Here is an 18,674-nt window from a genome sequence, read left to right as displayed (position 1 = left end):
TACCGGGGTCGACCGTTCGTTCAGGTGGACCCGGGGTCGAAAACCACCGGACGGCGTCGGTTTCCACCTGAACAGTGGGGTGGAGAGCTACCACTATCCATAAGTAAATTGTGTCCTCGAGTGGACGTGATCCACTCGAAACGGACACGAAAACCACCAGGTGTAGTTCGCTTACGGATTCAACCCCCGGACATATTATTACTGATACGTTCGTTCAATTCCACTGTGGTGTCCGACTTTTTATATAATGGGTACTTACCACCGATTCCCAGCGGATGGATGGGGAACAGACACCGCCGCGCGAGGGGTGCGTGGTGAGCTGCAGGAAATCGATCCGCGAGCTGGGATGGCACGTGATGAATATGGCAGCGAAATCGGAGGGGATGACGAGATGAATTGCGTACGCTGTGGTCACGAGTCCGGCTACAACCGGGCGGTGATCGACCGGTTCAGCGGTGCCAAGATCGGGCACCTGTGTATGAACTGCGAACGAGAGGAGTTCGGAAACGTCCTCGAGTACAGCACGCGAGGAGACGACGAGTGTGTACTCTGTGAGCGCGACGGACAGATCGAACTCCCGCGGTTCGTGCCCGTCGAGCGACAGGTCGGCGAGACGGTGGTCGTTGAATCGGAAATCGAGGACGGAACCGCACCACGGCTCTGTGACGAACACTTTCACGCGATCACGGAAGCCGAGCGTCTGCGACCGGTACTCGACCGGTAAATCGCGCGAAGGCGTGGGGATCGGCGACTAACGCCCTCGAGCGACCGATCTCGAGGTCCGGACCGACTGAGTTATACCCGCCGATTCCCGAAGACGTGTGTGGTCCCTGCCGAACCGTCCCGACCAGATCGAATCGATGCGTTGCAGAGCCGTAGCTACCGGATTACCGTCGACGACGGGCGCGAGTCGTTCTACGCACTCAGTATCGAAGATCCCGACGACGACGACGCCTGGCTGATGTCCGACACCGTCTGCTCACTCGAGAGTATGCTGTGACTGGACCTGTCTCGACTCTCTCCCAACTGCTGATCCACTTTCGCTTCCCGTCACCACGGGGATCGTTCCTGGGCGCGAGTATCCGTGCCACCGTCGGCGGTCCACCACTCTTCGAGCAGGTGGACCAGCAGGTAGAGTACGAGGAAAACGCCCATCGCGATGGGGCCGATCCCGTAGCCGACGACGATCGTTAACAGCGCCCACCAGACCGGACCCTCCGTCTCGCGGTCGGTGGCATCGACGTAGACTGCGTACGCGCCGACGATCGGGAGCAAGAGAAACAGGACTCCGAACATATGGTCACGTTGTCGTCTGCCGAACATATAGCTTTCCCAACTGAACGAGGCGATCCCAGCGGACTGTCCGGTGACCTGAACCGACAGAATCAGTCCCTTTTTAGGCGACGACGGGGAACGACCACTATGAGCTTCGAGGAAGACGACCGCGTCGTCCTGAACGACGAGCACAGCGAGTTCGACGGCGAAACCGGTACCGTCACCCAGACGATGGAGTCGATGTTCGGCGACGTCACCTACACGATCAGCTTCGAGGACGGGCAGGAAGCCGGCGTCCCCGAGGACGCACTCGAGGCTGCTGACGACGAGGACGAAGACGACGAGTAAGGTCACTCGCCGACGGCCGCTCGCACAGCTGACCGGATCCGAACCTACGCAGATGCCACAGATACCGCTTCACTACGTCGATCTCCGGACGTTCTGTTACGCCACCGAGGACGAAAAACGCGTCGAGGAGGCGCTTCGAACGTTCCTGCCGGGTAGTGACGAAGCCGACGAGGACGACGAACCGTTCGAGATCGAGCGCGTCGAGACCGAGGGTCACTACGGCGACCGCATCCTCGTGCTCTCCGCGCGCGTCGAAAACGCAGACGACGTCCGGTACGTGCTCTCCAGACTCGCCGACCTCGAGGACTTCGAGACCCTGATCGACGAACTCGACGAGCGGGTCACGGAGAACACGGAACTGTTCTTGCGACTCGACAAGCAGGCCGCGTTCGGTGGCGACGTTCGCCTCGGCGACGGCATCACCTTCCGCGGGAAGGTCGAGGCCTACCCCGCGAAGAAAGAACAGGCCGTGGAGAACGCCGAGGAAGTGCTCGAGCGGTTGCGAGACGAGACTGACGCGTAACGAGACGTCCGACCGGCGATCGGTCGCTCACTCCCGGTACTGATTGAGACGGTCTTTGAGCTGTTTTGCAGCCCGGTCACTCGCTTTCGCGAACCCTTCTCCCTGGTTTTCTCCCGCGAAGATGATCCCGCGCGAGGAGTTGACGAGGCCGACACCGTTGGCGAGGCCGTACTCGACCGCCGCCTCGGCATCACCGCCTTGCGCGCCGACACCGGGGACGAGGAACGGGAGGTCGGGAACCTGTTCACGCAACTCCTCGAGTTCTTCGGGTTTCGTCGCGCCGACGACCAGCCCCACGTTGTCGTTTTCGTTCCAGAGGTCCGCGAGCGCGGCGACGCGCTGGTAGACGGGTTCGCCGGTCTCGAGTTCGAGGTCCTGCAGGTCTGCACCTCCCGGATTCGAGGTTCGACAGAGGATAAAGACGCCCGACTCCTCGTCGGCCAGAAACGGCTGGAGTGAATCGCGGCCCATGTAGGGGTTGACGGTGATCGCGTCGACTTTCTCGAGGACCTGCGCGTACTGGCGGGTCGTGTTGCCGATGTCGGCGCGTTTGGCGTCGAGCAGGACGGGAACGTCCTTGCCGTGGGCGTAGGCGATGGTCTCCTCGAGTGCGGCCCAGCCGTCGGGGTCCTCGTAGAAGGCGGCGTTTGGTTTGTAGACGGCGGCGTGTTCGTGCGTGGCGTCGATGATCCGGCGGTTGAACGCCCATCTCGGGAGGTCGTAGTCTGCGAGGTGGTCGGGGATCCGAGATGGGTCCGGGTCGAGGCCGACGCTGACGACACTGTCGACCGTCCGAATGCGGTCGTGCAACCGGTCGAAGAAGTTCATGCACGCGAGTGACGCGGCGACAGTCGAAAAGGTTGCCATCCTCGCGCGGGTTCGACGGAAAGAGCGGCGTCAGGCCTCGAGCAACTCCACGAGGTTCCCTTCCGGATCCCGGAGAAAACACAGCGTCGTACCGCTCGCGGTCGTCTGGGGGTCGCTGAGCGTTTCGACGTCCTCGGGAAGCCCGGCGTAGACCGACTCGAGGTCGTCGACGGCGAGGCCGACGTGGGCAGCACCGGGCTGGTTCAGGTCGCTATCCTCGAGTGCCGCCCCGGCTGGCTCGTACTCGACGAGTTCCAGGCGAACGTCGCCGGCGTCGAGGTGGACGAACCGGCCGCTCGAACCCTCGAGTTCGGTGACGGTTTCGAACGCCTGTCCCGAGACCTCGAATCGGTCGAGCACCTCGAGGCCGAGGACGTCGCGATAGAACGCGACGGTCGTCTCGAGGTCCGATACGGTGAGTCCGACGTGGTGGCCGCTGAGCGATGAAGGCATGATCGTGATCACCCGACACTCCTCGCGGCGAGTGGATAATGGTCCTGATCCTCGCCGCTAGACATCGGACACCTCGTCGACGCTGCGTTCGACCCGACGGACGCGAACAAGTGGATTTGGCGCGAGACCACCAAGCTTGATTGCCCCGGTGTGACTACTCGAGGTGACGACCGACGATGTGTGACCACCAGCGCCAGCCCGTGGAACCGCCTGCCGAACACGAGACGCGTCCGAGATCGACCGACCGGACGGGGACCGACCGATGAAGGGGTTCGTCCTCGGCGGCGTCAGTTCCGGCGTCGGCAAGACCGTCGCGACGCTCGCGATCGTCCGTGCGCTCGAAGACGCGGGCTACGACGTCCAGCCCGCCAAGGCGGGCCCGGACTTCATCGACCCGAGCCACCACGAGGCGGTCGCGGGCCGGCCCTCGCGGACGCTCGACCTGTGGCTCTGCGGCGAAGACGGCCTCCGGCGCAACTACCATCGCGGCGAGGGCGACGTCTGCGTCGTCGAGGGCGTGATGGGACTGTACGACGGCGACGGCTCGAGCACGGCGATGGTCGCCGAGGCCCTCGGTCTGCCCGTGGTGCTCGTCGTCGACGCCAAGGCGGGCATGGAGAGCGTCGCGGCGACCGCACTCGGCTTTCGCGAGTACGCCGACGCGATCGGCCGCGACGTCGAGGTGGCAGGCATCGTCGCCCAGCGCGCCCACGGCGGCCGCCACGAGCAGGGCATCCGCGACGCCCTCCCCGAGGACCTCGCATACTTTGGGCGGATTCCACCGAACCCCGACCTCGAGATTCCCGACCGGCACCTCGGCCTGCACATGGGTGAGGAGGCCGAACTCCCGACGGCGGCCCTGCGAGAGGCAGCCGAGACGCTCGCAGCCGAGCAACTGGCTGCAGTGGCGCGCGAAGCAGCGCCGCCGTCCACAGCGGCCGAACCGGGGCCGGCATCGGGACGGACTACTGGCCGCGTCGCCGTCGCCAGCGACTCGGCGTTCTGTTTCCGGTACCCGGCGACGATCGAGCGGCTCCGCGAGCGCGCCGAGGTGGTGTCGTTCTCACCCGTTGCGGGCGATCCGGTCCCCGACTGTGACGGCGTCTATCTCCCCGGTGGATACCCGGAACTCCACGCCGCCGAACTCGAGGCCGCCGGCACCCTCTCTGCACTTGGCGAGCGGGCGAGCGACGGACTCCCCGTGCTTGGCGAGTGCGGGGGTCTGATGGCCATGAGCCAGTCGCTGACCACGGCCGACGGCGACCGTCACGAAATGGCCGCCATCGTGCCGGCGGATGTGACGATGCACGACCGGTATCAGGCGCTCGACCACGTCGAACTCGAGGCGACCTGCGACGGGCTCACGGCCGACGCCGGCGAGCGCCTCCGGGGTCACGAGTTCCACTACTCGCGCGCGGACGTCGACGGCGACGCACGCTTCGCCTTCGAGACCGTCCGCGGCGACGGCATCGACGGTGACCACGACGGCCTGCTCGAGTACGAGTCCGTGGGAACCTACGTTCACGTCCACGCCGAAAGCGGTGCGTTCGATCGGTTCCTCGACCGGGTCGCACGCTGAATCGATCGCAGGCGCCCACACGTGGCTCGACTGGACGCACGATTCGATACCGGATTCATTATATTCCAAACGAATGCTCGTTGAGATATGGCTCTCCTCGGACAGAACAGCCTAGCGACGGGGACCACGTATCGCCTGCTCCTGATCCCGGGGCTCGTCGTGCTGCTCGAGGGGACGATTCGGCTGGCGCTCGCGGTGGGAATGGAACCCCACTGGGGAGCCCTCTGGGTCCTCGCCGCCGTCGTTGCCTGGCCGCCCGTCGGAGTTCGAAACTGGCGACGACGTGACGGTCGAGCGGCCTGAGGAGTTCGGCACGCCCGGTCCCGGCGAGCGCTTCTGGCGACTGTTCGCCTACTGATCGAACGAACGGCGATTACGACGGCAGTTCTCGACCGCTGGATTTCCGATTCGAGAACATTAATAATGCACAATGTGGTGTGGTGACAGTTGTATGCCGATCGAGTACAGCGAGCGGGAGAAGCCGTACGAACTGTATCGAAAAGGGAAACGAGAGGGAACGTGGGACCCGGACGACTACGACTTCGAACAGGACCGGGAAGACTGGGAACAGTTCAGCGAGCAAGAACAGCATCGGTTCCTCGGGTCGTGTGCAGCGTTCTACGACGGCGAAGAGGACGTAACTCGGACGCTGGCACCGTACATGATGGCGCTCGATGCCCTCGAGAACGAGGAGATGCCGTTCGACGTCGTCCAGGAGCAGATGTACCTGGCCCAGCAGGTCTACGAGGAAGCAAAGCACACGGACCTTTTCAGTCGGTACTTCGAGCAAGTGTTCGGAACCCACGATACCGAGGCGTATCGAGAGGGAGGCTACCAGGAAGCTGGCTACAGTACCGACGACCTGTACGACACGGCCGACGAGCTTCTGGCGGCGATCACCAGCGGCGAGCGCCAGCAACTGGTGTACGCTCTCGGCGAGGCCTACCTCAACTACATGGGGATCGTCGAGGCCCAGCTGGCACGGAGTGGCTACCTCTCGTTCGACCAGATGATCGAACTCAAAGCAGAAGAGATGGGCCGGGACGTCGTCCTCGAGTCGTTCCAGGAGGCGATCGGCAAGGTTCGGCAGGACGAGACCCGCCACATCGAGAACGGTCGCTGGGTGCTGTCGAAACTGGTCGAGGCCGAACCGGACATCGTCGCGGACGTCTACGAGCCCCGAATCGACGAGTACGTACAGAACCGGGTGCTGACCGAGCCCCAGCAGGAGATGCCGTTCGAGGGATACGACGAAAAGAAAATCGGGAAACAGACGATCCAGTACCTGCAGGACACGATCGACTACATCGGTGCCGAACAGTTCGAGGAGTACAGCGACGTGCGCGCGACGGTCAGCGGGAAGCAAGCGGCCGACTGACCCGATCGTCGCGACAGCGCTGCTGGCCGTCTATCCGGGACCCGAACGGCAAATTTTATCGCTCCAGTGTGTCGAGACGAAGGTATGGATCTCCCCGATGGGCTCTCGCTTTCGCTCCCAGCGGCGAGGACGGACCGGCTCGTCGCCGTCGCGGCCATCGTCGTGTTGCTCGAGGGGCTGAGCCGGATCCTGCTTGCCGTCGCGGTGGGACCGTTCGTCGAGTCCGTCTGGTCGTACGTCCTTCCGATCCTCGTGCCGCCGATTTTCGCTACCCTTTGTCTGGGGGCGGTCGTCCCCGCACTGCGGGAGGTGAATGCGGCTGACGGACCGGGCAAGAGTGACGGGCGAAACGACGGCAACGAGGCCGACACCGACGAAGCCAGCGAGCCGGACCAACGTGAGTGGCTCGAGCAAGTTCGGAGCCGTGGCCGTTCCCTGCTCGCGGTCGCCGTCGGTGGCCACGCGCTGGCCGTCGTGGCCGGCGTCGCCCTTTTCGTGCTAATCGACACACCGATCCGATACGGGCTCTACTTGCTCGGACGCGGCGACCTGCTCGCTCCGCACGTGGTCGTCTACGGGGCCTTTCTGGGACTGGCGTTCGGAACGCTCGTCGCCTGGGCAGTCCCCGCAGTAGCGGTCGTCCGTGTCGCAGACGGAGCGAGCGCCCGGACCGGATTACGCGAGGCCCTCGAGACGACGGTGGGTACCCCTCGAGCGCTCGCTCGCCCCTTCGCGTTGCACCTCGGGTACGTCGTGTTTCTCGCGGCGACGCTGGTGGGTACATTCGTGTGGCTCGAGGTGACCGTCCCGAACGGAACGGAGTTCGGGTCGATAGAAGGCGTCGTCCTTCCGCTTGCGGGAAGCGGGCTGGTTCTCGTGTTCGGCTCTGCGGCGTGGCTCGCGGCGTCGGTCGCGCTGGCCGCGGGTCGATTCGACGCGACGGGCGCACGAGGCTCCTGGCGACCGCCGTCGGTGCCGGTCGCACAGCTAGCTGTGGCCTTCCTGCTCGTTACGTCCCTCGTCACGACCGCCGGGCTCGTTCGAGCAGGTGAGATACGGCCCGTGGACGCGGAACCCGAGCCGCTGCCGGACGATCCGAACGGGATCTACGCGACGGCGCTGGAGAACACAGATCGGTCCGATCACGTCTACCGATACAGCGACGTCGGTGACGGCGGCACCGTGATCGAGACGCATATCGATCGGTCGGATCGCCAGCTGAAGAGCGTCTCCGGCGAGGACGGTCCGGTGACCTACCTCACCAGCGCCGTCAGCTACGGGAATTTCGGCGGTCCGTTCGACGGCTCCGGATCGGAAGCGATCGCAGTGCCCGGCTATCTCGTGTGGGAAGAGAGCGAACAGTGGTCCGAGTCGTCGGCGAGAGTGGGCGAACCCGACCCTGCCGAACACGACTGGACGATACGTGACGCGACCGACGACGAACTCGTGCTCGAACTCGAGGACCCGGACGACGTCTCCGCTGCCCTGGCCGGGGGAGAACTCGACGAGAGATTCGACGAGCCCGAGGTTCACGAGGCGTCCGTGACGATGACGGTCGACACCGAACGAAACGTACTGGTCGACGGGGAGTTCCGATTCGCCGTGACCGACTGGGCCGAGGTCGAGTCAGCCGACGAAATTGACGGCGTCGAAACCGGTGTCACGACCGGAGAACAGGTGAACGAATCGTCGTTCGACGGAGTCACAGCGGCTGTGGCCGACGACGAGTCTACGGACAGGCAGCCAGACGCTACCGACGAATCTGCGGACAGAGAGCCAGACGCCAGCAACGAACCACCCGGCGACGACTCCGATGGCGACCACGAACCGACTCACGACGCACACCTCGAGCTGGACTACGAGGTCGACGTCGACGTCGAGCGACCCGAGGAAGTCGGTCCACCGGGTCCCGGAGAGCTGTTCTGGCGACTCTTCGCTTACTGATGCCGGCCCGTCGGCGACCAACACAAGGCTGATTGCCCTATTCCAAACAAAATTGTTTTAGGGGCGGCCGCTGTTGGGCCGGACAATGTCGCCGATCGCGTTACCACACGATGCGAAGGCCGGGCCGACGAAACCGGAGGTCCGGGCGGTGGTCCAGTCGAAACTCGCCCTCACGGCCGAGGACCACTTCGTCGAGGTCGGATCCTGTACCGGTGCTGTCACCATCGAATCCGCCCAGCAAGCAGGGCGGGTGACAGCCGTCGAGCGCAAGCCCGAACGGCTCGAGACGACCGAGAAGAACCTCTCGGCCAACGAGGAGACGATCCGGGCCGACGTCGAAGTGCGACACGCCGAAGCACCCGATGGACTGCCCGACGACGCCGACGCACTCTTTCTCGGGGGGAGCCGCAACTTCGATGCCGTTCTCGACCACGCCGTCGAGACCGGCGTCGATCGGATCGTGATGAACGTCTCGAGACTCGAGGTCGCTGGCCGTGCTGCAACGGCGTTCCGCGAGCGCGGGATTCTCGAGGAGGTCGTCCAGTTCCAGGTGAGCCACGGCTACGAACTCGCGGGCGCGACGAGTTTCGATTCGGACAACCCCGTCTATATGCTGGTCGGGAGCGCCTCGGAGCAATCGGTCCGCGCAGACGCCGGGGAGGTGGCCAGATGACTCTCTACGGCGTCGGTCTCGGCCCCGGCGAGGCGGACCTCGTTACCGTCCGCGGGAAGCGCGTGCTCGAGGAGGCAGACGTGGTCTACTCTCCCGGTCGCCTCTCCCGGAGCGTTGCCCTCGAGCACGTCCCGGAGTCGAAGATCGGCGATCTGGACTTCCCGATGACCAGAGACGAGGAGAAACTGCGGACAGCATGGAAGGAGGCGGCCGCGGAGGTCGCCCCACGGGCCCGCGAGGGCGACGTCGCGTTCGTCACGCTCGGCGATCCGAACGTCTACTCGACGTTCGGGCACCTCAGACGGACGCTCCGCGCGTTTCACCCGGACGTCGACCTCGAGATCGTCCCCGGCGTGAGCGCGATGACGGCGTTCGCGACGGCACTGGACGTCGAGGTCGAAGCCGGTGCCGGTCTCGCGCTGCGAGAAGCGGCAGACGGTGCCAGTCCGACCGGCCCCGATCGGATGATCCTCTTCAAGGTCACCGATGCACCGGCCACCCACGAGGGGCTCGTCGAGGCGGGCTACGAGGTCCGCTTCGGCCGTCGGCTGTTCATGGAACAGGGCGAGACAGTAGTGACCGACGATCCATCCGAGGTCGAGGAACGCGACTACTACACGCTCGCCTACGCCGAGAAGGAAGCCCTCGAGATCGAGTCGGCGACGGCCGTCTTCGAGCGAGCGGCCGGGGACGGGGGTGACTCGAGTGGGTCGAGTGAGTCGAGCGATGCTGAGACGGTCGATGCCGAAAACGGACCCCTCGCCGACGGGGGGAAGCTGCTCGACGTCGAGCGAGCGGAGGGCTGTGAGGGTGGCGACTGTGGAGGGTACTACCGTGACTGATTCCGACGAGGCCGCAGGCGACCCGCAGGCGGCCATCGATGCACAGGGCGAACGCCGCCGTGAGGATCTCGACGATCGAATTTTCGAGCACAGCGCCGGCGACCATCAGGAGGGAATTCCTTTCGTCGGTGCCGGGCCGGGTAACCCACGGCTGCTGACCGTCGCCGGGAAGGAACTGCTCGAGGAGGCGGATCTGGTCGTCCACGCCGGCTCGCTGGTCAACAGCGAGGTGCTCGAGGCCTACTGCGCTCACGCCGAGCTGGTCAATTCGGTTGGCAAGGATCTCGAGGAACTGATCCCGCTCATGCGCGACGCCTACGAGGACGGACAGAACGTCGTTCGCCTCCACAGCGGCGACCCAGCGATCTACGGGGCCGCACTCGAGCAGATGGACGCCCTCGAGCACGAGGGTATTCCCACCTATCTCGTCCCCGGCGTCACGTCGGCGTTCGCCGCGAGTGCGACGCTCCGCACGCAGTTGACGCTGAACGAACTCGCCAATCACGTCGCGTTCACGCGGCCACAGGGCAAGACGCTGACTCCCGAGGAGGACCACGTCTCAGAGTTCGTCGGGATGGGGGACGTCACGACCTGCCTCTACCTCGGCACCCACGCCGTCCGGGAGACGATGGACCGCCTGCTCGCGGACGGTCACGATCCCGACCTCCCGGTCGCCGTGGTCTATCACGCCTCGTGGCCGGACGAAGACGTCATCCTCGGGACGATCGAGACGATCGCCGACCGCGTCGAGGAGGCCGGCTATCGCGCCTCGGCACTGGTGATCGTCGGCGAGGCCGTCACCGGTTCCGGATACGAACGGTCGTACCTCTACGGCGACTGGGCGAACCGCGGCCCGGATTCCGACGGGTGACCACCGCGTTCGAGCTCTTACCCGTTCGATGTGTAGCATCAGTTTCAAAAGCTCGGCCCAGATTATGTCAGCATTCGAAGTTTCGGGACCGGCCATCGCAGCACTGTATAGTATGAAACTGCGGAGATGATCCATACTAACCCGGTATTCTTATGCGAGTTCGACACGTATACTGGCTGGGAACTCTCCAATGTACGACCTGACTGGATTTCAACGAGACCTGCTGACGGTGATCGCTGGCGAGGAGGAACCACACGGGCTGGCCGTCAAGGAAGAACTCGAGGAGTACTACGAGTCGGAGATTCACCACGGCCGACTCTACCCGAACCTCGACACGCTCGTCGACAAGGGCCTGGTCGAGAAGGGGACGCGCGACCGCCGGACCAACGTCTACACGCTGACGCGCCGAGGTCGACGCGAACTCGAGGCCAGACGCGAGTGGGAGTCACAGTATCTGGACTTCTGAGCTGGTTCCGTCGGGACGGTCGTCACGTGGGGGCGGGGCGACCGACGTCGGGGGCCAAGAGTAACCCTTTTGCAAGACCCCTGCACAGATCAGCATATGAGTTCGGACTGGCCACACGATCCAGACGGCGAGCAGGGGAGCGAAGGGATGCGCAAGTTCGATATGCGGATCATCGCCGACAAGGTCGACGAAGCGGAAGACTTTCCGATGGACGTTGTCGAATTCGTCGAGGAACACGGCGACGATCCAATCCGGATCAACCACCAGAAAGTCGTGGCAATGAGCGACATCTTCGAGTACATCGACGACGAGGAGTTCGAGACGATTCTGGACATGCACAAGGCGGTCGGAGCGGCCATGCGCGAAGGGGACTTCTGGGACTACCACCCAAAGGGCGCGAACCCCGAGAAGAAACACGCCTGAGCCGGTTCGCAGACACTCTTCTCGTGCCCGTCGTGGCGTGAGCACGCGCGTTACGTCGAGCGTCACGAATCTGGATTGCGTATCACTTATACGACGGCGTTCGAAAGGTCCGATCACCGTGACTAACACGCAGGTGACGCTCGTTCAGATCGACAACTACGGGCCGTGGACGGTGACGCCGGAGCCGCGACGTGAGGCTGACCTCCAGACGATGCAATCTCGACTCTACGCCGACATCTCCCAGTTCGTTGGGAACCGCGGCGGCTACACCTTTTTCACGCGTTTCGACAACATGATCGCCGTCACGAACGGCCTCACGATGGACGATCACGCCACCCTACAGGAGTCCATCGGCAACCGCTACCCGGTGACGCTCAGCCTCGGCGTCGCCACCGGGACCAGCCCCGTCCAGGCGCTCGCCGACGCAACCGAGCGACTCCAGAACGCCGGCAGCGCACAGGACGAGACCCGCCGTGAGTGTCTCGAGGGCCGGACCATCGACGACGATTACCGAACCGCAGACGACGTTCAGATCGCTCACTTCGACGTCGTGAACGTCACCGGCAACTACACCGACCAGCTCAACGCCTTCGACACGTTCATCGAGATCGAACAGGGCTACGCCGAACTCATGCGCCACATGCGCTACGCCCACGACAGCCTCTCGTTTTTCGTCGGCGGCGACAACGTCATCGTCGTCTGCCCCGACCTCGAGAAACCCGACTACGAGGAGGCGATCGCCCACGTCGACGAGGCCGTCGACGTCCAGCTGCAGGTCGGCGTCGGCCGTGGCGAGAGCGCCCACGACGCCGGCTACGCCGCGAAACACGCCCTCGAGACCTGCCGGGCCGACGGAACGCGCGTCGAACTCGAGGACTGACCATCGTCGACCAGCCGACCGGTATAACGTGGATAGTTCCCCGCCGACGGGCTTAATGGTGGCGGGAGTAGCTTTTAGCCCGTCTGTGAACAACACCCACACATGGAATCGGAACTGTCGGTCAGGGACGTCCTGACGGCCGACTACGTCGGCGTCAGCGAATCGGACACCGTCCTCGGCGTCGTCAGGCTCATGCGTGAGGAACGGTCGAGTTGCGTCCTCGTCGTCCGCGGGAGCGACCCGGTCGGTATCGTCACCGAGTGGGACGTCCTCGGACTCGTGGCCGACGAACACGATCCCGCCGAAACCACCGTCGGAGCGGTCATGACGACCCCGGTGATCACCGTCGACCCGACGCGCTCACTCGCCGACGTGGCGACGACGATGGCCCGCCAGAACATCCGAAACGTCGTCGTCGAGACGGACGACGAGGTGGTCGGCGTCGTCACACAGCGAGACGTGATCGCCGCCGCGGGATCCTTCCGGGCGACCGTAACGCCACCCCGGTCAGCCGGTTCGGGTGAGCAACCGACCAGCCCGGACCAGCCCCTCGAGGAGGCCGTGACTGCACCCGTCGACGAGGTTCCCGACGACCGAATGGTCCCAAACGGCGGCGACGAGTACTCGACTCAGGGTGTCTGTGAAGCCTGCGGCTCGCTCGCAACCGACCTCTGGGACGCCAACGGACAACTCGTCTGTACCGACTGCCGGACGGTGTGATGGGGCGAGCGTCGACCAGGTCGTTCTCCCCTGACGTGTTCTTCGAGACGAAATGCTGTGCCGTGACAGCATTCGGCTCCCCTGATCCGTCCGATAGAAAGACCTTTCGGGTGCCGCCGTGGACTCCCCGACAATGATCGAGACCCTCGACGACCTCGACGTCGAAGGGACCACCGTCGGTGTCCGCGTCGACGTCAACAGCCCGATCGCCGACGACGGCGGCCTCGACGACGACGCCCGACTGCGTGCCCACGTCGACACGCTCGCGGAACTCACAGACCGGGGCGGCCGCGTTGCCGTTCTCGCCCATCAGGGGAGACCGGGCGGCGACGAGTTCGTCTCACTCGAGCCCCACGCCGCCCGCCTCGCCGAACTGCTCGACCAGCCGGTCGAGTACGTCGACGCGACGTTCAGCGAGACCGCACGCGACGCCGTCAGGTCGCTCGACGACGGCGAGTGTCTCGTCCTCGAGAACACGCGCTTTTACAGCGAGGAGTACATGGAGTTCGACCCCGATCGGGCCGCCCGGACGCACCTCGTCACGGGGCTGGCACCGGTGCTCGACGCCTACGTCAACGACGCGTTCGCCGCCGCCCACCGTTCACAGCCGTCGCTCGTCGGCTTCCCCCAGATCGTTCCGGGCTACGCCGGCCGCGTGATGGAAGCCGAACTCGACGTCCTTGGCTCGATCGAGGAGACCGGCTCCCCGCGCGTCTACGTCGTCGGCGGCGCCAAGGTCTCCGACTCCATCGACGTCGCCTGGTCGGTCCTCGAGAAGGGGCTCGCCGACCACGTCCTCACAGCCGGCGTCGTCGGCAACGTCTTTCTCATCGCCGACGGCGTCGACCTCGGCGACGCGAGTTCCGACTTTATCTACGATCAGGGCTACTGGGACGAGATCGACCGCGCTGCAGACCTGCTCGACGCCTACGGCGACCAGATCGCCCTCCCCAGGGACGTCGCGGTAGAACGCGACGGCGACCGCTACGAACTCGGCGTCAACGCTCTCCCACCGCGCAACGAGGAAGCCGCGATGGACGTCGGCGAGTCCACCCTCGAGTACTACGGTCGGATCCTCGCCGACGCCGAAACGGTGATCCTGAACGGGCCCGCCGGCGTCTTCGAGGAAGACGCGTTCGAACGTGGCACACGCGAACTGTACGAGACGGCGACCGACGTCCCGACGAGCATCGTCGGCGGCGGTGACACCGCTTCGGCACTGCGCCGACTCGGCGTCGACGGCTTCTCACACGTCAGCACCGGCGGCGGCGCAGCCCTCCGCATGCTCACTGCCGAACCGCTGCCCGCCGTGACGGCACTCGAGGATGACCCTCGAGATTGAGCCCGCCCAGAGTGCGGACGTAGCGGTCGTTACCGACATGTGGGTGTCGCTCGCTTGTGGCCAGCGAGCGTACGATTCGGCGATCCGTGCCGACGAAAACCGTGAGCGCATGCGAGAGACGCTGGCAGCACACGCGGCCGCGGACGCACTCCTCGTCGCGCGTCTCGACGGGACCGTCGTCGGCTTCGCCTCGTTTTCGATCGAACGCGGTGCCCTCGAACTCGACGTAACCCGTGGAACGCTGTCGAACCTGTACGTCGATCCCGACTACCGGGATCAGGGCATCGGCACGGCCCTGCTGGAGGAGGTCGAAGCGTCACTCGCTGAACGCGGAGTCGATGTCGTCCGTCTCGAGGTCATGGCTGCGAACGAGTCGGCACGGCGATTTTACCGCAAGCGCGGGTACGACCCCCACCGACTCACCATGGGTCGATCGATCGCCACTGACGACGGCGAGCAGTAGGTCTGTCGGCGCAAAAACGACACACACTCAAAGGGTGAGTGCAAACGTTCGGACCGACGGTATTGCGCCAGGGGAGCATGGGCGGTTCATGCACTCGACTTGTAATCGAGACTTCCGGGGTTCAAATCCCCGCCCTGGCTTCTTCTCGGTAAACGGAACCCATCAGGCAACGAGTTAGAGAGATGGTCTCGCCGCGCCAGTTAGTCACACTCTGGTTCTGGCTCTACAGGCGGAGCAGGCCGAGTGCCTTGGGGTCGTTCGGAAGATCTTCGATCTTCCGTGATGACGAAAGGCCGAAGGCCTTTCGAACCACTTGACCCCGAGGCGGTTCACAGGGGAGTCTTGTCCGGTCCCTATCAACGCTTGAGACCGTTCAATTACGGCCACAGTAGTAATTTTATTATTAAAAGCATCACAAAATAATGCGCTGATGTCTACAAGTGCGGGCTGACGGACGAAGGTGTGCAACAACCCGTCGTTGTAGCCAGAGGATTTATGTGGAGGCGAAGAAAGACTGCGTTCAATGCTACTCTCAGTCGATCGGTCGGAAACAGACTCGGTACCGTCACTTAGTTTCGAAGTGATCGCCGCCATTGCTGAACGCGAAGGCGTCGACCCGACGGATATCGAACCGCCGACGTACGAGGCGCTGTACGACGTCATCAATCCGGAAGCGCTCGACTCTCTCTTTGCACCGCGTGAAGACGGAACGCCACGATCGACCGGAACGGTCGAGTTTCTCTTCTGTGGCTACCACGTCACCGTCTCGAGCGACGGGACTGTCGACGTCGCCGAGCCGGAAGACGCGACGGCATTCGAGTAAAGAGCCCGTTATTCTCCCGGACAGTACGGCTCGAAGACGCGGTCGTGGAGCTCGTCTGCTACGAGGTCCATGAGCGGTTCCATGTTCCGGGTGTCCGCCCGGTTGTACGAGACGAGCGTCTCGAGAGCACCGTCGTCGCCGCGTTCGTACTCGTGCCAGAGCCGAACGGCGTCTCTGCCGCTCAGGTCGGGTCGGTCACGCTCGATGCCGAGATCGCGTTCGATCGCTTTCAGCCCGCCGTCGAGTCCCAGCTTCTTGCAGGGATACATGAGGTCGACGTGGGGGAGTGTGATCTCGAGGTCGAAACAGGTCTCGAGAAACGGCACGTCGAAGCGCTGGCCGTTGAACGTGACCAGCAGTGACGCCTCCGTGAGTTCGGACGCGAGTCGATCGGCAGTCAGGTCGTGCCCGTGCACGAACGTCGTCGTCTCGCCACCGCGGTGAACGCTGACGGTCGTGACGCGGTTCCGGGTCGCGTCGAGACCCGTCGTCTCGATGTCCAGAAAGCAGGTATCCTCGCGAACGTTCTCGTAGAGCCGCCACCGACTCGACGCCGGTAGTTCCGTCGCGAACGGCGAGAGATCGCCGCGCTCGAGGTGGGTCCACCCCTCGTCGATGAAACGTTCGATTCGCTCGGCGACGGTGTCACCGACGACGCTGCCGTCGAACTCGTCCCAGTGGGTGATGCCGTGTTCCCAGAGCCGTCGTTCGGTGACCTCCCCGACGCCGCGAACGGGAATGAAACTGTTCTCGATTCGCACACGCTCACAGGGGTGTGGAGGCGGCAAAAACGCTTGGATCGACAGACGGTACCTGCGTGCTCGACGAGCGAGGCGGGACGTTACCGACCGATCACAGCGGAACCCAGTCCGTCTCGAGGCCCCGATCGTCGAGTGACCACCGCTGTTCGTATCCACCGCGCTCACCGCGGAGTTCGACGGTCGCGTCGAACATCGGCTCGAGTAATCTGACGGCCTCGTGGTCGGCGGCGACCGGAAGGTGGTAGTGTCCCATTCCACCGGCCTGCTCGATACGGGAACTGACGACGTGGACGAGCCTGAAGACGCTTTCCGTGTCGTGTTCCTGGAAGAGCGTCGCGAGCGAGTCGACGCAGACCCGCAGTTCCGACGGACCGAGCCCATCAGCTTCGCTTTCGATTGCGTCGATCGCGTCGATGACCTCGAGTCCGAGCGCCTCGAGCGGGTCGGGCGACCGACTGGAACGTTCGGCCGGATCGCGCTCTGCAGTCGGTGCCGCCGTCGTTTCCGGGGCGTCGTAGATGATCGACCGAACGTTACCCCGGTCGTCGTGGTCACAGGACGCCATCGGCCGTCGCTCGTCGGTTACGACCAGTCGGTACCGTCGGTCGGCGTCGGCGTGACCGCAGAGTCGACGACAGGCCATTTCGTGGGCACCGGTCACGCTGGATCCGACCAGCAAGATGTTGCTTCCCGTTCGTTTCAACGCGTCGAGCGTCTGGACGACGCGCACCGCCCCCCGATCCCCTATCGCGCGATCCATCTATTCGATAGAATTAACCCGACAGAAATAAATATTGTGGCTCCACAGGTCGGAAGACAGAGGTTCGAGGGCCAGATCGGCCGATTCGGTCACTCGTGGTGACGATCAGCGCTACGACGACCTCGCAGCTGCTGTCAGCCGAGTGTCCGTTCGGCCGTCCCGCGTTCGCTCGACCGTATCCTTTTGCCGCCGGCACGCGTAGCCCACTCCATGGCCGACCAGGACGACGACCTCGCCGAGGCGATCAGGGAACTCACGCGAACGCTCGAGGAGGTCGGCGAGGAACTGGGCGCTGACCGGTCGCGGTCGCCGCTTCGGGACCCAACTGGGTCGATGCCCCGCCCCCCGCTCCGTCCACCGACCCCTCGCGAATTTCTCGCGTTCACCGACGAGGTCGCACTGCCGGCGTTGCTCGCGGCCCTCGAGTCCAGCGTCCGGACGCTCGAGGCGTTCCAGCGGGCGATTCGACTCGTCCGCACAGAACGCGAGGCCCGCGACCGCGTGACGGAAACGGCCGACGTGACCAGTGATCGCGCGACCGATCTCCGACGAACGACCCTCGATCACCTCGACACCGTACTGGCTGAACTCCAGCGTGCGACCACCGAGGGAACCCTTCCAGCAGACGATCGTGCACGCGAGTTACTGGAGGAGGCCCGTGACTTGCGCGACGACGTCGACGACCGATTGCGACGAGCGGCCGAATCCAGCGATCGGGATCGACCCTCGGGCGGCGTGCAGATCGACGTGCAGTCCGGCTCGATCGATCACCGCTCCCGCAATCAGGACGGGGAACAGGATGCCGAACCAGAACCCGACGACAAGTCGGCCGTCGACGTCGACGCCGAACTCGAGACGCTGAAAGATCGGTACGGGCAGGACGACATCGATACAGATGATGACACCGCGCCGGCAACCGACGGCGAGGAGGTCGACGCCGACGATTCGGATTCGAACGGGACCGACGACGCCGATGACGACGGACCTGACGGCGACGACACTGACGGGGCGAACGGTGACGAAACGTAACTGCGGTTCCTGTTGAGACGGCTCAGACCGGCTCGAACCACGGTCGGAGCGTTGCACCTCCCTGATCCGAACCGGCTTCGCGTTGGGACCTGCCGCTCACGGGCTGTTCGCGCCAGATTCCGGCTCAGACCGGCTCGAACCACGGTCGGAGCGTTGCACCTCCCTGATCCGAACCGGCTTCGCGTTGGGACCTGCCGCTCACGGGCTGTTCGCGCCAGATTCCAGCTCAGACCGGCTCGAACCACGGTCGGAGC

The 18,674-nt window shown here is 64.5% G+C and carries 24 protein-coding genes and 1 tRNA gene; 20 read left to right on the top strand and 5 right to left on the bottom strand.

Annotated features, from left to right (window positions below; genetic code table 11):
* Positions 1–391: 391 nt before the first annotated feature.
* Both B1756_RS02480 and B1756_RS19520 read left to right on the top strand, forming a co-directional pair.
* Positions 392–724 (top strand): hypothetical protein, encoded by a 333-nt coding sequence (locus B1756_RS02480; RefSeq protein ID WP_152031249.1) that lies wholly within the window; start codon positions 392–394, stop codon positions 722–724.
* A gap of 99 nt (positions 725–823) precedes the next feature.
* Positions 824–1,000 (top strand): hypothetical protein, encoded by a 177-nt coding sequence (locus tag B1756_RS19520; RefSeq protein ID WP_186336493.1) that lies wholly within the window; start codon positions 824–826, stop codon positions 998–1,000.
* A 50-nt stretch (positions 1,001–1,050) separates the two neighbouring features.
* Here B1756_RS19520 and B1756_RS02475 read toward each other — a convergent pair whose 3' ends face one another.
* Positions 1,051–1,296 carry a hypothetical protein gene (locus tag B1756_RS02475; RefSeq protein ID WP_086887116.1) on the bottom strand — a complete coding sequence of 82 codons (246 nt, stop codon included), beginning with the start codon at positions 1,294–1,296 and terminating at the stop codon, positions 1,051–1,053.
* Positions 1,297–1,422: 126 nt separating this feature from the next.
* Between B1756_RS02475 and B1756_RS02470 the strand changes: the two genes are divergently transcribed.
* Complete coding sequence (locus B1756_RS02470) at positions 1,423–1,623, top strand: DUF1918 domain-containing protein (RefSeq protein WP_086887115.1); 201 nt, start codon at positions 1,423–1,425, stop codon at positions 1,621–1,623.
* A gap of 52 nt (positions 1,624–1,675) precedes the next feature.
* Positions 1,676–2,146 (top strand): RNA-binding protein, encoded by a 471-nt coding sequence (locus tag B1756_RS02465; protein ID WP_086887114.1) that lies wholly within the window; start codon positions 1,676–1,678, stop codon positions 2,144–2,146.
* 27 nt (positions 2,147–2,173) lie between these two features.
* Here B1756_RS02465 and pyrF read toward each other — a convergent pair whose 3' ends face one another.
* Both pyrF and B1756_RS02455 read right to left on the bottom strand, forming a co-directional pair.
* Positions 2,174–2,974 carry an orotidine-5'-phosphate decarboxylase gene (gene pyrF, locus B1756_RS02460; RefSeq protein WP_086890006.1) on the bottom strand — a complete coding sequence of 267 codons (801 nt, stop codon included), beginning with the start codon at positions 2,972–2,974 and terminating at the stop codon, positions 2,174–2,176.
* A gap of 69 nt (positions 2,975–3,043) precedes the next feature.
* Positions 3,044–3,466 (bottom strand): VOC family protein, encoded by a 423-nt coding sequence (locus B1756_RS02455; RefSeq protein WP_186336492.1) that lies wholly within the window; start codon positions 3,464–3,466, stop codon positions 3,044–3,046.
* 262 nt (positions 3,467–3,728) lie between these two features.
* Between B1756_RS02455 and B1756_RS02450 the strand changes: the two genes are divergently transcribed.
* The 15 genes from B1756_RS02450 to B1756_RS02380 all read left to right on the top strand — a co-directional run bounded on the left by B1756_RS02450 (position 3,729) and on the right by B1756_RS02380 (position 15,870).
* Entirely contained in the window at positions 3,729–5,045 is a 1,317-nt protein-coding gene (locus tag B1756_RS02450) for a cobyrinic acid a,c-diamide synthase (RefSeq protein WP_086887113.1), read from the top strand.
* A gap of 87 nt (positions 5,046–5,132) precedes the next feature.
* The gene (locus B1756_RS02445) at positions 5,133–5,348 is read left to right on the top strand and encodes a hypothetical protein (protein ID WP_086887112.1); all 216 of its coding nucleotides are present in this window, start codon (positions 5,133–5,135) and stop codon (positions 5,346–5,348) included.
* Between the two features lie 148 nt (positions 5,349–5,496).
* Positions 5,497–6,423 carry a ribonucleotide-diphosphate reductase subunit beta gene (locus tag B1756_RS02440; RefSeq protein WP_086890004.1) on the top strand — a complete coding sequence of 309 codons (927 nt, stop codon included), beginning with the start codon at positions 5,497–5,499 and terminating at the stop codon, positions 6,421–6,423.
* Positions 6,424–6,507: 84 nt separating this feature from the next.
* A complete protein-coding gene (locus tag B1756_RS19300; RefSeq protein ID WP_086887111.1) occupies positions 6,508–8,367 on the top strand; it encodes a hypothetical protein in 1,860 nt (619 codons plus the stop codon).
* A gap of 85 nt (positions 8,368–8,452) precedes the next feature.
* A complete protein-coding gene (cbiT, locus tag B1756_RS02430; RefSeq protein ID WP_086887110.1) occupies positions 8,453–9,040 on the top strand; it encodes a precorrin-6Y C5,15-methyltransferase (decarboxylating) subunit CbiT in 588 nt (195 codons plus the stop codon).
* Positions 9,037–9,882, top strand: coding sequence for a cobalt-factor II C(20)-methyltransferase (locus tag B1756_RS02425; RefSeq protein ID WP_086887109.1), 846 nt, complete (start codon positions 9,037–9,039; stop codon positions 9,880–9,882). The genes cbiT and B1756_RS02425 overlap by 4 nt, the downstream gene beginning before the upstream one ends.
* On the top strand, positions 9,875–10,753 hold the full coding sequence (locus tag B1756_RS02420) for a cobalt-precorrin-4/precorrin-4 C(11)-methyltransferase (protein ID WP_228434438.1): 879 nt from the start codon (positions 9,875–9,877) through the stop codon (positions 10,751–10,753). Before B1756_RS02425 ends, B1756_RS02420 begins: the two co-directional genes overlap by 8 nt.
* Positions 10,754–10,943: 190 nt before the next feature.
* Complete coding sequence (locus tag B1756_RS02415; protein WP_086887107.1) at positions 10,944–11,219, top strand: PadR family transcriptional regulator; 276 nt, start codon at positions 10,944–10,946, stop codon at positions 11,217–11,219.
* A 96-nt stretch (positions 11,220–11,315) separates the two neighbouring features.
* Positions 11,316–11,642, top strand: a complete 327-nt coding sequence (locus B1756_RS02410; protein ID WP_086887106.1) for a DUF5785 family protein — start codon at positions 11,316–11,318, stop codon at positions 11,640–11,642.
* Positions 11,643–11,760: 118 nt separating this feature from the next.
* Complete coding sequence (locus B1756_RS02405) at positions 11,761–12,522, top strand: GTP cyclohydrolase III (RefSeq protein ID WP_086887105.1); 762 nt, start codon at positions 11,761–11,763, stop codon at positions 12,520–12,522.
* A 102-nt stretch (positions 12,523–12,624) separates the two neighbouring features.
* Entirely contained in the window at positions 12,625–13,242 is a 618-nt protein-coding gene (locus B1756_RS02400) for a CBS domain-containing protein (protein ID WP_086887104.1), read from the top strand.
* A gap of 133 nt (positions 13,243–13,375) precedes the next feature.
* A complete protein-coding gene (locus B1756_RS02395; RefSeq protein WP_086887103.1) occupies positions 13,376–14,584 on the top strand; it encodes a phosphoglycerate kinase in 1,209 nt (402 codons plus the stop codon).
* Positions 14,568–15,047, top strand: a complete 480-nt coding sequence (locus B1756_RS02390; RefSeq protein WP_086887102.1) for a GNAT family N-acetyltransferase — start codon at positions 14,568–14,570, stop codon at positions 15,045–15,047. Before B1756_RS02395 ends, B1756_RS02390 begins: the two co-directional genes overlap by 17 nt.
* A 66-nt stretch (positions 15,048–15,113) precedes the next feature.
* A tRNA-Thr gene (locus B1756_RS02385) sits at positions 15,114–15,187 on the top strand.
* Between the two features lie 383 nt (positions 15,188–15,570).
* Complete coding sequence (locus tag B1756_RS02380) at positions 15,571–15,870, top strand: DdfA family disk-determining factor (RefSeq protein WP_086887101.1); 300 nt, start codon at positions 15,571–15,573, stop codon at positions 15,868–15,870.
* 8 nt (positions 15,871–15,878) lie between these two features.
* Here the strand turns inward: B1756_RS02380 and B1756_RS02375 are convergent, their stop codons facing one another.
* Positions 15,879–16,631, bottom strand: a complete 753-nt coding sequence (locus B1756_RS02375) for a ribonuclease H-like domain-containing protein (protein WP_086887100.1) — start codon at positions 16,629–16,631, stop codon at positions 15,879–15,881.
* Between the two features lie 91 nt (positions 16,632–16,722).
* Positions 16,723–17,391 carry a DUF7504 family protein gene (locus B1756_RS02370; RefSeq protein WP_086887099.1) on the bottom strand — a complete coding sequence of 223 codons (669 nt, stop codon included), beginning with the start codon at positions 17,389–17,391 and terminating at the stop codon, positions 16,723–16,725.
* A 210-nt stretch (positions 17,392–17,601) separates the two neighbouring features.
* Here B1756_RS02370 and B1756_RS02365 point away from each other — a divergent pair, with 210 nt between their 5' ends.
* Positions 17,602–18,420, top strand: coding sequence for a DUF7547 family protein (locus tag B1756_RS02365; protein ID WP_086887098.1), 819 nt, complete (start codon positions 17,602–17,604; stop codon positions 18,418–18,420).
* Positions 18,421–18,674 lie beyond the last annotated feature (254 nt).

It is taken from the genome of Natrarchaeobaculum aegyptiacum (genome assembly GCF_002156705.1).
Classification (GTDB): Archaea; Halobacteriota; Halobacteria; order Halobacteriales; family Natrialbaceae; genus Natrarchaeobaculum; species Natrarchaeobaculum aegyptiacum.
This window is presented reverse-complemented; position numbering and strand designations above follow the sequence as displayed.